Origin of the sequence: Streptomyces viridochromogenes (assembly GCF_001270495.1) — a bacterium.
Lineage (GTDB): Bacteria > Actinomycetota > Actinomycetes > Streptomycetales > Streptomycetaceae > Streptomyces > Streptomyces viridochromogenes_A.
Genome location: NZ_LGUR01000025.1, coordinates 89050 through 102061 on the forward strand (window position 1 = coordinate 89050; position 13012 = coordinate 102061).

Annotated in this window: 11 protein-coding genes; 8 read left to right on the forward strand and 3 right to left on the reverse strand. The window is 70.1% G+C overall.

All coding sequences use genetic code 11. The annotated features are described in order from the left end of the window. Positions 1 to 78 precede the first annotated feature (78 nt). From ADK36_RS05405 to ADK36_RS05420, 4 genes are all read left to right on the forward strand, one after another. Complete coding sequence (locus tag ADK36_RS05405) at positions 79 to 282, forward strand: hypothetical protein (protein ID WP_048582468.1); 204 nt, start codon at positions 79 to 81, stop codon at positions 280 to 282. Between the two features lie 274 nt (positions 283 to 556). Beyond that, positions 557 to 1462, forward strand: a complete 906-nt coding sequence (locus ADK36_RS05410; RefSeq protein WP_048582467.1) for a S1 family peptidase — start codon at positions 557 to 559, stop codon at positions 1460 to 1462. 186 nt (positions 1463 to 1648) lie between these two features. Continuing rightward, positions 1649 to 2536: a slipin family protein gene (locus tag ADK36_RS05415; RefSeq protein ID WP_048582466.1), complete on the forward strand. Its 888-nt coding sequence runs from the start codon at positions 1649 to 1651 to the stop codon at positions 2534 to 2536. Positions 2537 to 2823: 287 nt separating this feature from the next. Further along, the gene (locus ADK36_RS05420; protein WP_048582465.1) at positions 2824 to 3906 is read left to right on the forward strand and encodes a S1 family peptidase; all 1083 of its coding nucleotides are present in this window, start codon (positions 2824 to 2826) and stop codon (positions 3904 to 3906) included. 332 nt (positions 3907 to 4238) lie between these two features. Here the strand turns inward: ADK36_RS05420 and ADK36_RS05425 are convergent, their stop codons facing one another. Further along, positions 4239 to 5252: an ABC transporter permease gene (locus ADK36_RS05425; RefSeq protein WP_048582464.1), complete on the reverse strand. Its 1014-nt coding sequence runs from the start codon at positions 5250 to 5252 to the stop codon at positions 4239 to 4241. Between the two features lie 152 nt (positions 5253 to 5404). On the opposite strand from ADK36_RS05425, the gene ADK36_RS05430 reads away from it, so the two are divergent. Together ADK36_RS05430 and ADK36_RS05435 are read left to right on the forward strand one after the other, a co-directional pair. Continuing rightward, positions 5405 to 8860, forward strand: a complete 3456-nt coding sequence (locus ADK36_RS05430; protein ID WP_053196568.1) for a DNA polymerase III subunit alpha — start codon at positions 5405 to 5407, stop codon at positions 8858 to 8860. Beyond that, positions 8857 to 9831 carry a DNA polymerase Y family protein gene (locus ADK36_RS05435; protein ID WP_048582463.1) on the forward strand — a complete coding sequence of 325 codons (975 nt, stop codon included), beginning with the start codon at positions 8857 to 8859 and terminating at the stop codon, positions 9829 to 9831. The genes ADK36_RS05430 and ADK36_RS05435 overlap by 4 nt, the downstream gene beginning before the upstream one ends. Positions 9832 to 9846: 15 nt before the next feature. On the opposite strand, the gene ADK36_RS05440 is transcribed toward ADK36_RS05435, so the two are convergent. Then, entirely contained in the window at positions 9847 to 10221 is a 375-nt protein-coding gene (locus tag ADK36_RS05440) for a cupin domain-containing protein (protein ID WP_048582462.1), read from the reverse strand. A 110-nt stretch (positions 10222 to 10331) separates the two neighbouring features. On the opposite strand from ADK36_RS05440, the gene ADK36_RS05445 reads away from it, so the two are divergent. Both ADK36_RS05445 and ADK36_RS05450 read left to right on the forward strand, forming a co-directional pair. Next, positions 10332 to 10778, forward strand: coding sequence for a MarR family winged helix-turn-helix transcriptional regulator (locus ADK36_RS05445; RefSeq protein WP_053196547.1), 447 nt, complete (start codon positions 10332 to 10334; stop codon positions 10776 to 10778). Positions 10779 to 10987: 209 nt separating this feature from the next. Continuing rightward, positions 10988 to 11860, forward strand: coding sequence for an esterase/lipase family protein (locus ADK36_RS05450; protein WP_053196549.1), 873 nt, complete (start codon positions 10988 to 10990; stop codon positions 11858 to 11860). Between the two features lie 70 nt (positions 11861 to 11930). Here ADK36_RS05450 and ADK36_RS05455 read toward each other — a convergent pair whose 3' ends face one another. Then, positions 11931 to 12896 (reverse strand): lytic polysaccharide monooxygenase, encoded by a 966-nt coding sequence (locus ADK36_RS05455; RefSeq protein ID WP_053196551.1) that lies wholly within the window; start codon positions 12894 to 12896, stop codon positions 11931 to 11933. Between the last annotated feature and the right edge of the window lie 116 nt (positions 12897 to 13012).

Sequence of the window (13012 nt, forward strand, 5' to 3'; positions counted from 1 at the left end):
TCGTTGCCCAACGACTATCCGGAGAGCGACTTCCGGACATCCCTGTGCAGGGGCGGCCGATGGGGAGGAGTCGTCCTCATGGCCGCCGAGGCGGACCGGCTGACCCTGGACGGCTCGCCCTTCGCCAGTGAGGTCGGACTCGCGCGGGCGTTCCGGGGGATCGAGGCCGCGCCGTTCGATCCGCGCTGGTCGGTGGCGGGACGCTTCACGCCGTACGGCGCGGACCGCACCTTACGGTCGAGAACGCCGTGGGCGCGAGCGGGGGCTCGGGCTCGGTGGTGAGCTGGCGGGGGAGGGCATCCTGCGTCGAGGGGCGGGCCGACGGGGCCGCACAGGGGTGCTGACCGGGGCAGAGGCGGCCAACTCACCCAGATGGTTCAAAGCTTGACGGCCGAAAGGCGCCCTTGCGTCTACCGGTCGTTCGGCCGAATACTCCCCCTCAGCGCTTGTCAGGGGCACGGCGTGTTCGGAATCCGGAGACGTTCGGCCAGCTGACTGCGCCTCACGGGCCCCGACCCCCACGCGGGCCCCCGACTTCCCTTGGAGGGAACGAAACGTGAGGATCAAGCGCACCACCCCCCGCAGTGGTATTACGAGACGGACCCGGCTGATCGCCGTATCCTCCGGCCTCGTGGCCGCAGCCGCGATCGCGATCCCCAACGCGACCGCCGCGGAGACTCCCGACACCTTCAGCGCCGCCGAGCTCAAGAGCGTCAGCAGCTCGGTGCTGAAGGCCGACATCCCGGGCACCGCCTGGGCGGTCGACAGCAAGACCAACCGTGTCACGGTGACCGTCGACTCCACGGTCTCCCAGGCGGAGATAGCGAAGATCAAGAAGCAGGCCGGCGCCGACGCCGACGCGCTCACGATCAAGCGCACCGCCGGCAAGTTCAGCAAGTTCATCCAGGGCGGCGACGCCATCTATGCGAGTAGCTGGCGCTGCTCGCTCGGCTTCAACGTCCAGGACAGCAGCGGCAACCAGTACTTCCTGACCGCCGGCCACTGCACCGACGGTGCGGGCACCTGGTACTCCAACTCCGGCCGCACCACGGTCATCGGCTCCACCGCCGGCTCCAGCTTCCCGGGCAACGACTACGGCATCGTGCGCTACTCCGGGTCCGTCAGCCGTCCCGGCACCGCGAACGGCGTGGACATCACCCGCGCGGCCACGCCGAGCGTGGGCACCACCGTCATCCGTGACGGCTCCACCACCGGTACGCACAGCGGCCGGGTCACCGCCCTGAACGCGACCGTCAACTACGGCGGCGGCGACGTCGTCTCCGGTCTGATCCAGACCACCGTCTGCGCCGAGCCCGGCGACTCCGGCGGTTCGCTCTACGGCAGCAACGGCACCGCGTACGGTCTGACCTCCGGCGGTAGCGGCAACTGCTCCTCCGGTGGCACGACCTTCTTCCAGCCGGTCACCGAGGCCCTCAGCGCGTACGGCGTCAGCGTTTACTGACGCCTCGGTCCGGATCTGACCGGTCTGGCCGGCAGTCAGCAGTCAGCAGTCAGCAGTCAGCAGCATGTGAGCCCCCGTACGCAACTGGCGTGCGGGGGCTCGCCCTTGGCCGCGGCGTGGGGTTACCGTCGGAGCACAGGCAGTACTCCGCTGTAATACGCCCACGTCGGACCCCGGGGGTCGGTGATGGTCGAGGAGCTGGTGGCGGCGGGAGTGACGCTCGCGTCCGCCGGTGCGGTCTACATGGCGGCGGCCGCGCGGGTCGTCAAGCAGTACGAACGGGGCGTGGTCTTCCGCCTCGGGAAGCTCCGGCCCCAAGTGCGCGGGCCCGGGTTCACGCTGATCGTGCCGGGTGTCGACAAACTGCGCAAAGTGAACATGCAGATCGTGACGATGCCGGTGCCCGCGCAGGAGGGCATCACCCGGGACAACGTCACCGTGCGCGTCGACGCCGTCGTCTACTTCAAGGTGACCTCGCCGGCCGACGCGGTCGTACGGGTGGAGGACTATCGGTTCGCGGTCTCGCAGATGGCGCAGACGTCGCTGCGGTCCATCATCGGCAAGAGCGAGCTGGACGATCTGCTGTCCAACCGTGAACAGCTCAACCAGGGGCTGGAGTTGATGATCGACAGTCCGGCCGTGGAGTGGGGCGTGACGATCGACCGGGTGGACATCAAGGACGTGTCGCTGCCCGAGACCATGAAGCGGTCGATGGCGCGGCAGGCGGAGGCGGACCGGGAGCGGCGGGCGCGGGTGATCAACGCCGACGCGGAGCTCCAGGCATCCAAGAAGCTGGCGGAGGCGGCGCATCAGATGTCCGACGCGCCCGCGGCTCTTCAGCTGCGGCTGCTCCAGACGGTGATGGCGGTGGCGGCCGAGAAGAACTCCACGCTGGTTCTTCCGATTCCGGTGGAGTTGTTGCGATTTCTGGAGAAAGGGGCGCAGGCTCCGGCGGATGCCGCCGGGGCGCAGCGGGCGCCTGTTGTGGAGTCGCGGGCCGTGCGGGAGGAACCTCCGCCTCTTGAGGCGCGCTTGGATTCGGATCCCGCAGGGTCGATTTCAAGACAGGAGTAGACCTTACGCGTTGCGTATGGTTCGCTCGCTTGCAGTGTTTGCTGTGTGAAGAGACCCCGCCTGACTGTGCACGGTCAAGGTGGGGCGAGGCGGCGGGGGCGTGCAACCGTGTTCTACGCGCGTCCGGAAGTCGACCTTGTGCGCTCCCCAGGGGTCTCGGAATAGTGAGCGTTGTTCAACCGGCACGGGCGTGGCTTTTGTTGTGAGCCGCTCCCGTAGCCGTACGCCTTCCGGTCCGGCGAGGTCCCCACAACCTCTCGGGCCGACCCCCCACAGGAGGACGTGAGTTGAAGCACCGACGCATACCCAAGCGACGTGCAGCCGTGGCAGGTGCGGGCATCGCCGCACTGGTGGCCGCGGGAGTGACCTTGCAGACTGCGAACGCGAGTGAGACGCCCGAGGCGTCCACGCCGAAGACGCTGTCGATCGGCGCGGCCGGAAAGCTCGCCTCGACGCTCGCCAAGGACCTCGGCGGCGACGCCGCGGGCACCTACTACGACGCGCAGACCAAGAACCTTGTCGTGAACGTCCTCGACAAGGCCGCCGCCGACGCCGTCGAGGCCGCCGGCGCCAAGGCCAGAATCGTCGAGAACACGCTCTCCGAGCTGAAGAGCGCGCGAACGACGCTCAAGCAGGACGCGACCATTCCCGGCACCTCGTGGGCGACCGACCCCACGACCAACAAGGTCGTCGTCACCGCGGACCGTACGGTCTCCAAGGCCGAGCTGGCCAAGCTGACCGAGGTCGTCGACGGGCTCGGCGCCAAGGCCGAACTCAAGCGCACGAAGGGGGAGTTCAAGCCCTTCGTCGCGGGTGGCGACGCGATCACCGGTGACGGTGGGCGCTGCTCGCTCGGCTTCAACGTCGTCAAGGGCGGCGAGCCGTTCTTCCTGACCGCCGGGCACTGCACCGAGGGCATCTCGACCTGGTCGGACTCCAGCGGCAACGCGATCGGCACCAACGAGACGTCCAGCTTCCCGGACAACGACTACGGGCTGGTCAAGTACACCGCGGACGTCGACCACCCGAGCGAGGTCAACCTCTACAACGGTTCCTCGCAGGCCATCAGCGGGGCTGCGGACGCCACGGTCGGTATGGAGGTCACCCGTAGCGGGTCGACCACCCAGGTGCACGACGGCAAGGTCACCGGGCTGGACGCCACGGTGAACTACGGCAACGGTGACATCGTCAACGGGCTGATCCAGACCGACGTCTGCGCCGAGCCCGGTGACAGTGGCGGGTCGCTGTTCTCCGGTGACAAGGCGATCGGCCTCACGTCCGGTGGTAGCGGCGACTGCACCTCCGGTGGAGAGACGTTCTTCCAGCCGGTGACCGAGGCGCTGTCCGCCACGGGTACTGAGATCGGCTGACGAACTCGTCGGCTGCTCGATGTGTGAAGTCCCGCCCCTGTGTGTCAGGGGCGGGACTTTCGCGTGCGGTGCGGTGGGTGTGTGTCTGTGCCTGCGGCGGCCTGGTGCAGGTGGGTGGGGGTTCGCGTCTGTGCCTGCGGCGCCTGTGCGGGTTGGGTGGGGGTGCGTGTAGCGCCTGTGGGTTCGTTGTGGGGCGGGGCCGCGTCGGGGGTGTCCGTCCTCGGTCCGGTGGCTCGTGTACTGCCAGGAGGTCCTGTTACTTGACACCGGACTCTGCGGGCGGACACCCCCCGACGCGGCCCCTCACCGCCGTACGCGGGTACGGGTGCGTTCTACGAGGTTTCGGCTCCTGTTCGCAGCCGTGCCGCCAGGAGAGTGATCGCGGTTCCTGCGGCCGCCCAGGCCGAGAGGACCAGGAGTGAGCCGGTTGTGTCGTTGCCCTTGAAGTAGGCGATCGAGCGGGTTGCCCATGTTCCAGCGCCCGGCGGTAGGGCTGGGCCGATGTCTCGCCAGAACGGTGGGAGCAGTGGGGGTGGGAGGGCGCCGCCCGCGCTCGGGTTGCCCAGGATGACGACGATCAGGATGACCAGGCCGATGCCGGCCAGGCCGAAGATGGCCTGGAAGGCGAGTGTGGCCGCGCCTACCGCGAAGACGATCAGGGCACCCACGCCCCAGAGGGCGGCGATGCTGCCGGGCAGTGCGCCCAGGACGGGGCCGACGATGAGGGCGCCGCCCAGTCCGGCCACGAGGGCGACCACGGCCATGGCGATGAGGCGGATCAGCGAGCGTCTCGGGGTGGGGCGGCCGGCGCCCGAGCTGATCGTCATGATCGATGCGCAGAGGTAGCCGCCCACGCACCAGCCCACGGTCACGTAGAACGACGTGAGGCCGTTGGCGTCGTGCCGGTCGGCCGGGACCACGTCGAGGGTGCGGAGGGTGCGGGCCTCGGATTTCTCCAGAGTGGTGAGGAGCGTCTCCAGGGTGGTGGCCAGGACCCGGCCGGCTCCGGTGGCCACCAGGAGGGTGTCGGTGGTGCCGGTCGGGTTGATCAGCAGGGCGCCGTCGATGTCCCGGTTCAGGATCTGGCGGCGGGCTGTCTCCTCGTCGGCCACCGTGCGGGGGGACAGGGGGGCGCCGGGCAGGTTTTCCAGACGGTCCACCGTTTGCTGGGCGGCCACCTCGGGGGCCACGACTCCGATGGGCACGTTCCTGGGCTTCGGGTCGTGGAGGGCGCCCACGTAGGAGGCGATGAAGAGCAGGGCCAGGGCGACCACTCCGGTCACCAGCAGGGTGGCTCGGGGGGTGACGGCGTCCTTCACTTCGGCCAGGAAGGGGCTGGAGGTCATGCCCTCACGGTCGGGGGCTCAGGGCGTTTGTGCAGGTGGGGGGCGGCCGAACGGATGTCGTACGGATGTTCGAGAAATGGTCTATGGTGGAGGTGGGGAGCTGGGAACTGGTGTTCGAGGATTGGCCTCGGGATTGCGGTTGGGAGGTGCGTGTGCCGGGTTTCGCGCATCTGCACACCGTCTCCGGGTTCTCCCTGCGGTACGGCGCCTCACATCCGGAGCGGCTGGCCGAGCGTGCCTCCGAGCGAGGGATGGACGCTCTGGCGCTCACCGATCGGGACTCGCTCGGGGGTGCGGTTCGGTTCGCCAAGGCCTGTGCGGCGGCGGGGGTGCGGCCGTTGTTCGGTGTGGAGCTGGCCGTGGAGGGGTTCGGGCTCTCGGGCGCGGGTGGGTCTGCAGGGCGGCGTCGGGTTCCGGTGCGGGGTGGTGCCTTTGTCGATGAGTCGGCGCCTCGGGTCACCTTTCTTGCCCGGGATGGGGCCCGTGGGTGGGGTGATCTATGCCGGATCGTTTCTGCCGCGCATGCCGGCGAGGGGGCGCCGCTGCTGCCTCGGGTGGACAACCGGGGGGACGGTCTGATCGTCCTGCTTGGTGTCGAGTCCGATGTGGGGCGTGCGCTTGCCGCGGGTCGTCCTGATCGGGCGGCCAGGCTGCTTGAGCCCTGGCGGGAGACCTATGGGGACTCCCTGCGGCTGGAGGCCGTATGGCATGGGCGTCAGGGCACCGGGCCGGGGTCGTTGCGGCTGGCCGCTCGTACTGTGGGCTTCGCCGCCGAGCAGCGGGTGCGGCCTGTGCTGAGCAATGCCGTCCGGTACGCGGATCCTGGGCTGGGTCCGGTCGCCGATGTGCTGGACGCCGCGCGGCGGCTCGTGCCCATCGACTCCACCAAGGAGCTGGACTCCGGTGAGGCCTGGCTCAAGGGTGCGGGTGAGATGGCGCGGGTCGCCGAGCGGGTCGTCGAGGCCGCGGGCTTCCGGCGCGATGCCGCGTACCGGTTGCTGGAGCAGGCCGGGGCTGCTGCTGCCGAGTGTCTTGTCGATCCCGAGGACGATCTCGGTATCGGTACCGTTCACTTCCCCGAGCCGTATCTCGTCGGTGCCGGGCAGCGCACCGCCCAGCGGGCGCTCGCCTCGCGGGCCGTGGCGGGCATGGTGCTGCGGGGCTATGACGGGCGGCGGGCGTACTGGGAGCGGATGCATCAGGAGCTGGACATCATCGCCCATCACGGCTTCGCTTCCTACTTTCTGACGGTCGCTCAGGTTGTTGACGATGTGCGGAGGATGGGGATCCGGGTGGCCGCGCGGGGGTCCGGGGCGGGGTCGCTCGTCAATCATCTGCTCGGCATCGCGCACGCCGACCCCGTGGAGCACGGGCTGTTGATGGAGCGCTTCCTGTCCAAGCGCCGGCCGGTGCTGCCCGACATCGATGTTGATGTGGAGTCGGCGCGGCGGCTGGAGGTCTATCGCGCGATCATCGACCGGTTCGGGCGTGAGCGGGTCGCGACCGTCTCGATGCCGGAGACCTATCGGGTGCGGCACGCGATCCGGGACGTGGGTGCGGCTCTGTCGATGGATCCGGCCGACATCGACCGTATCGCCAAGTCCTTTCCGCACATCCGGGCGCGGGATGCCCGGGCGGCACTGGACGAGCTGCCCGAGCTCAGGCAGCTGGCGGGGGAGCGGGAGAAGTACGGGAAGCTGTGGGAGCTGGCGGAGGCTCTCGACGCCCTGCCGCGGGGGATCGCCATGCATCCGTGTGGGGTGCTGCTGTCCGATGCTTCCTTGTTGTCGCGTACGCCCGTCATGCCGACCAGTGGCGAGGGCTTTCCCATGTCGCAGTTCGACAAGGACGACGTCGAGGACCTCGGGCTGCTCAAGCTCGATGTGCTGGGCGTGCGGATGCAGTCGGCGATGGCGCACGCGGTCTCGGAGGTGGAGCGGGTCGCGGGGGAGCGGATCGATCTGGACGCGCTCGACTTCGAGCGGGGGGACGGTGATTCGGAGACGTATCGGCTTATTCGTTCCGCTGAGACCCTGGGCTGCTTCCAGATCGAGTCGCCGGGGCAGCGGGATCTGATCGGGCGGCTTCAGCCGGCCACCTTTCATGACCTCGTTGTTGACATCTCCCTCTTCCGGCCCGGGCCGGTCGCCGCCGACATGGTGCGGCCGTTCATCGAGGCGCGGCACGGGCGGGCGCCGGTGCGTTATCCGCACAAGGACCTGGAGGGGCCGCTGCGGGAGACGTACGGGGTCGTCGTCTTCCACGAGCAGATCATCGACATCGTGCACATCATGACCGGCTGCGGGCGGGACGAGGCGGACCGGGTGCGGCGGGGGCTGTCGGATCCCGAGTCGCAGGGGCGGATCCGGGTGTGGTTCGCGCAGCATGCCGCGGCGCGTGGGTACGACGCGGAGACCATCGGGCGGACCTGGGAGATCGTCGAGGCCTTCGGGTCGTACGGCTTCTGTAAGGCGCACGCGGTCGCTTTCGCCGTGCCGACCTATCAGTCGGCCTGGCTGAAGGCCCATCACCCGGCCGCCTTCTACGCCGGGCTGCTCACCCATGACCCCGGGATGTATCCGAAGCGGCTGCTGCTGGCGGACGCGCGGCGGCGGGGGGTGCCGATCCTGCCGTTGGACGTGAATGTGTCGGGGGTCGCCCATCGGATCGAACTGGTGTCTGAATCTGGAGGGTCGGGAGGCGTTTGGGGGCTGCGGCTCGCCCTCTCCGATGTGTACGGCATCAGTGAGGCCGAGGCGGCGCGGATCGCGCAGGGGCAGCCGTATGCCTCGCTGCTCGACTTCTGGGAGCGGGGGCGGCCCAGTCGTCCGCTCGCCCAGCGGCTCGCGCAGGTCGGTGCGCTGGACGCCTTCGGGGCCAACCGGCGTGATCTGCAACTGCATCTGACCGAGCTGCACCGGGGCGCCCGGGGCAAGGGGGGTGGTGGGGGTCAACTCCCGCTGAGCGGCGGGCGGAAGACGGCCGCGGCCGGGCTGCCCGACCTCAGCTCGGAGGAGCGGCTCAGTGCCGAGCTGGGTGTGCTGTCCATGGACGCCTCGCGCAATCTGATGGACGACCACCGGGAGTTCCTGGAGGAGCTGGGCGTGGTCAGCGCGCGGCGGCTGCGGGATGCCCGGCACGGGGAGACCGTGCTGGTCGCGGGGGCGAAGGCGGCCACCCAGACGCCGCCCATCCGGTCCGGCAAGCGGGTCATCTTCAGCACGCTGGACGACGGGACGGGCCTTGTGGATCTCGCGTTCTTCGACGACTCGCACGACGCGTGTGCCCACACCGTCTTCCACTCCTGGCTGCTGCTGGTGCGCGGGGTCGTGCAGCGGCGGGGGCCGCGCAGTCTGAGTGTGGTGGGCTCCGCCGCCTGGAACCTCGCCGAGCTGGTCGAGCTGCGCGCCGAGGGCGGGCTTGACGTGGTGGCGGCACGGCTGGCGGAGCCCGTGGGGGAGGGGGACGGAGACGATCCGACGCACGGCAGGCGCATCCACATGCCGACCGGATACGAGATGCACCCGTGGGCCGATCTGCGACCGGCGGGTCAAGAGCCCTCACAGGTACGGAAGTTGTGGCACCAGAGTCCGGGGAGTGCGGGATGACCATCCTCTGCGTACGTTTCCAACTGCCGCCGACCAACGAGGCGGCCCTGCCGGGGCTGCTCGCACTGCTGGAGGACTTCACGCCGGTCGTTCAGGCCCTGCCTCCGGAGGGGGCGCTGGCCGATCTGCGGGGCGCCGAGCGGTACTTCGGGCGCGACGCGATCGAGCTGGCGTCGGTGATCCGGGTGCGGGCCCTCGCCCATCACGGGGTCGACTGCGCGATCGGCGCGGGGCCGGGGCCGATGCTGGCCCGCGTGGCGCTGCGGGACGCCCGGCCCGGGGTGACCTGTGCCGTCCCCGAGGGGCCGGACGCCATCGCGGAGTTCCTCGCCGGGAAGCCCGTCGCCGCGCTGCCCGGCGTCGGCGCCGCCACCGCCCGCACCCTGTGCGAGTACGGCCTCGACACCCTCGGCCTGGTCGCCGCCGCGCCCCTGTCCACGCTCCAACGTCTGGTCGGTGCGAAGGCCGGCCGCGAGCTGCGCGAGAAGGCGAGCGGAGTCGACCGGGGCCGTGTGGTGCCGAACGCCGTCTCGCGATCGCTGGCCACCGAACGCCCCTTCACCCGCGACGAGCTGGACCCCGACCGGCATCGCCGCGCCCTGCTCTCGGCCGCTGACGAGCTGGGCTCCCGGCTCCGCGCCCTGGACAAGGTCTGCCGCACCCTGACCCTCACCGTCCGCTATGCCGACCGGTCCTCGACGACCCGCAGCCATACGCTGAAGGAGCCGACGGCCCACTCGGCGGCGCTGACCAGGGCGGCGTACGGCATGTACGAGGCTCTCGGCCTCCAGCGCGCCCGCGTGCGTGCTCTGGCCCTGCGCGCCGAGGGGCTCGACCCCGCCGAGCGGGCCTCCTACCAGCTCACCTTCGACCCGCTCGACGAGAAGGCCCGCCGTATCGAGGAGGTCGCGGACCGCGCGCGAGCGAAGTTCGGGCCGCGTGCGGTGATGCCGGGGGCGCTCGCCGCGTAGTTCCCCGCGCGGCGGTCAGTTGGCCCACGGCGGCGTGATGAGCGTGCCGTCGGCCAGCTCCGCCGTGAGGCCGATCGAGGTGGTGACCCAGGTGACGGCCGTCCGGTCGGTCGGGTTCTCCACGGTCAGGGTCGCACCGGGGTTGATGATCAGGGTGTCGCCCGCCGTGATCCGGTCGGTGCGGTCGTCGAGCGTGATCAGCAGTTCGCCGTCGAGGAGGTGCAGGATCTCCTCCCGGTTGACGGTGTGGGCAGGGGCCTTGGTCCCTGCGGGGATCTCGCCGCGCCAGGCGCACAGCTCCTTGCTGCCGGTCAAGGGCGTGGCGTACGAGACGAAGCGGGCGCCGTGGATCTCATGGGTGACTGCCTCGGACACGCGGACTACGGGCATGGGTGCCTCCTGGGCGTGGACGGAGATGGGGCAGATGGACAAGGAGCTTGACTATATGAAGCTATGGTCAATCTGCTTGACCAATTCGTCAAGGGTGTTTCAATGCCTGCGTGCAGAACTCCGAAGCCATGGCCCTGTCCGCCGCCCTGCTCGCCGTCGCCGGTGAGCTCACGCAACGCATCAATGACGGCGTGGTCGCCCGGGGCTTCGAAGGGGTGCGACCCGCGCACGGGTTCGCGTTCGCCCGGCTCGCCCCGGGCGGTGCGACGGTCACCGAGCTCGCCGCCCATCTCGGCGTGACCAAGCAGGCCGCGAGCCAGCTCGTCGACGAGATCGTGCGCAAGGGCTACGCCGAGCGTCGGCCTCACCCCGATGACGCGCGCGCCCGGCTGGTCGTGCTGACCGAGCAGGGGTGGGCCTGCACCCGTGCGGCCGAGGAGGCCGCCGCGGATGCCGTTCGGGCGTGGGTCGAGGTGCTCGGTGAGGGTGAAGTGCGGGCGCTGCTCGGGCGGTTGGGGCGCATCGCGCCCTATGGGCCTGTCAGGCCCGCCTGGTGACGGCTCGTCAGGGATGGTGAAGGTCCCCTCACTGCCACTGGGACTGCCCCCGGGGCTACCGCTGGAACTACCACTGGAAGTTTTTACTGACGCGTAACTTCACACCTCTGCTACTCGCCCGTAACTTGACGAGTGAACAGCATCCTCGTGATCCGGATCACAGGGCGTAAGGCCGTCGCACATCCCTTGAGCCGCAAGGAGATCACCCGATGCTGCCCTGGAAAAGAGTGGTCAGACCCCTGACCGCGCTGCTGCTGACCACCGCGGTCGCCGTCGTCCCCGCCGCCACCACCGCCCAGGCGGCCGAGGCGGCGGCGACCTCGCACAGCGGCTGGAACGACTACTCCTGCAAGCCGTCCGCCGCCCATCCCCGCCCCGTCGTCCTCGTGCACGGCACTTTCGCGAACTCCGTCGACAACTGGCTGGGGCTCGCGCCCTATCTGGTGAACCGCGGCTACTGCGTCTTCTCCCTCGACTACGGCCAGCTGCCGGGCGTGCCCTTCTTCCATGCCCTCGGCCCCATCGACAAGTCGGCAGGGCAACTGTCCAGCTACGTCGACACGGTGCTCGCCGCCACCGGCGCCGCCGAGGCCGACCTCGTCGGCCACTCCCAGGGCGGCATGATGCCCCGCTACTACCTCAAGTTCCTCGGCGGTGCCGCCAAGGTGAACGCCCTCGTCGGCATCGCGCCCAACAACCACGGCACCACCCTGGCGGGGCTCACCAACCTGCTGCCGTACTTCCCCGGCGCCGAGGACCTGCTCAGCACCGCCACCCCCGCCCTCGCCCAGCAGGTCGTCGGCTCCGAGTTCATGACCAAGCTCAACGAGGGCGGCGACACCGTTCCCGGCGTCCGCTACACGGTCATCGCCACCAAGTACGACGAGGTGGTCACGCCGTACCGGACCCAGTTCCTGAACGGCCCCGACGTGAGGAACGTCCTGATCCAGGACAAGTGCGCGGTCGATCTGTCCGAGCACGCGCTCCTGGGCCTGACCGACCGGATCGCCTTCCACGAGGTGACCAACGCGCTCGACCCGGCCCGGGCCACGCCCACCACCTGTGCGTCCGTGGTCGGTTGAGCGACCGGGTGAGGGAGCACCGCCGGGGTCTGACCTGCCTGAGCCGCTGGTCAGACCCCGGAGTCCGCGGTCAGCGGCGAGCGCCGCCGGACGCCCGTCGGCGCACCGACGCGAACAGGACCGCCGACCCGAGCGCCAGGGTCGCCGCACCGCCCATCGCGAGATACGCCGTGCTGCTGTCCCCGCCGGTCTCGGCGAGGTTCTCGGTGGCGCCGGCGGCCTTCGGCCGGTTGGCCGGGGCGGAGCCGGGCCCCTGCTCCTCGGTCGCCGCGACCGGCTCCGCCGACGTACCGGCGTCCTGGTCCCCGTGGCCGTGATGCTCGATCGTCGACTGGTCGGCACCGTCCTCGACATGCTCCTCGGAGGGCGCGGAGGCACTCGGGGCGGGCGCGGCCGCCGCGCCGCCGAAGGCCACGTCCGAGCAGGAGTAGAACGCCTCCGGGCTGTCCGAACGCTGCCAGACCGCGTACAGCAGCTGCTTGCCGGAGCGCTCGGGCAGGGTGCCGGAGAACGTGTAGAAGCCGCCCGACGCCGCCGGGTCGGTCGCCGTCGCCACCGGGTTCGCCAGGTCCAAGTCGTCCCAGGCCAGCGGCTTGGTGGGGTCGTAACCCGCCTTGGTGATGTAGACCTTGAAGGTGCCCTTGTGCGGGGCGGTCACGCGGTACTTGAAGGTGTACGACCCACTGCTCACGCTCGTCGCCGGCCAGTCGGCGCGGGCCAGGTCGAGGCCCTTGAAGGCGTCGCTGTTCGCGCTGCACAGCCTGCCGTCCGGGATCAGCTCCTGGTGGCGGCCGGCCGCGTCGCCGATGCGTATGCCGTTCCAGTCGTAGAGGGCCTGCGTACCGCCTGCCGCGACCGCCGCCTTGCACGCGTCGGACTTCGGGCTCTCCGGGCCCTCCGCGTAGCACTGCGAGACCCGGCTGACCGGATCGCCCATCGAACCGTGCGCCGAGGCGGGCGCGGCGGCGAGGGCGGTCAGGGCGAGCGGGGTCAGGCCGAGGACGGCGACGGCGGCGGCCTTGCGGCGTGCGGGCATGGAAGATCTCCTCAAGGGGGCTCTGACGCGTGGGGTGAATCCCGTGGGGGCGATCAGAAGCTAGCCCGAGGAATCCGCGAAATCGCCTGCTGGAGGCGGGTGATGGCGATCTTTAG

Bases quoted from the DNA above. Each gene is read 5' to 3' on its own strand.
- ADK36_RS05405 (WP_048582468.1), top strand. From the start codon at position 79: ATGGCCGCCGAGGCGGACCGGCTGACCCTGGACGGCTCGCCCTTCGCC.
- ADK36_RS05415 (WP_048582466.1), top strand. From the start codon at position 1,649: ATGGTCGAGGAGCTGGTGGCGGCGGGAGTGACGCTCGCGTCCGCCGGT.
- ADK36_RS05425 (WP_048582464.1), bottom strand. From the start codon at position 5,252: ATGACCTCCAGCCCCTTCCTGGCCGAAGTGAAGGACGCCGTCACCCCC.
- ADK36_RS05435 (WP_048582463.1), top strand. From the start codon at position 8,857: ATGACCATCCTCTGCGTACGTTTCCAACTGCCGCCGACCAACGAGGCG.
- ADK36_RS05440 (WP_048582462.1), bottom strand. From the start codon at position 10,221: ATGCCCGTAGTCCGCGTGTCCGAGGCAGTCACCCATGAGATCCACGGC.
- ADK36_RS05450 (WP_053196549.1), top strand. From the start codon at position 10,988: ATGCTGCCCTGGAAAAGAGTGGTCAGACCCCTGACCGCGCTGCTGCTG.
- ADK36_RS05455 (WP_053196551.1), bottom strand. From the start codon at position 12,896: ATGCCCGCACGCCGCAAGGCCGCCGCCGTCGCCGTCCTCGGCCTGACC.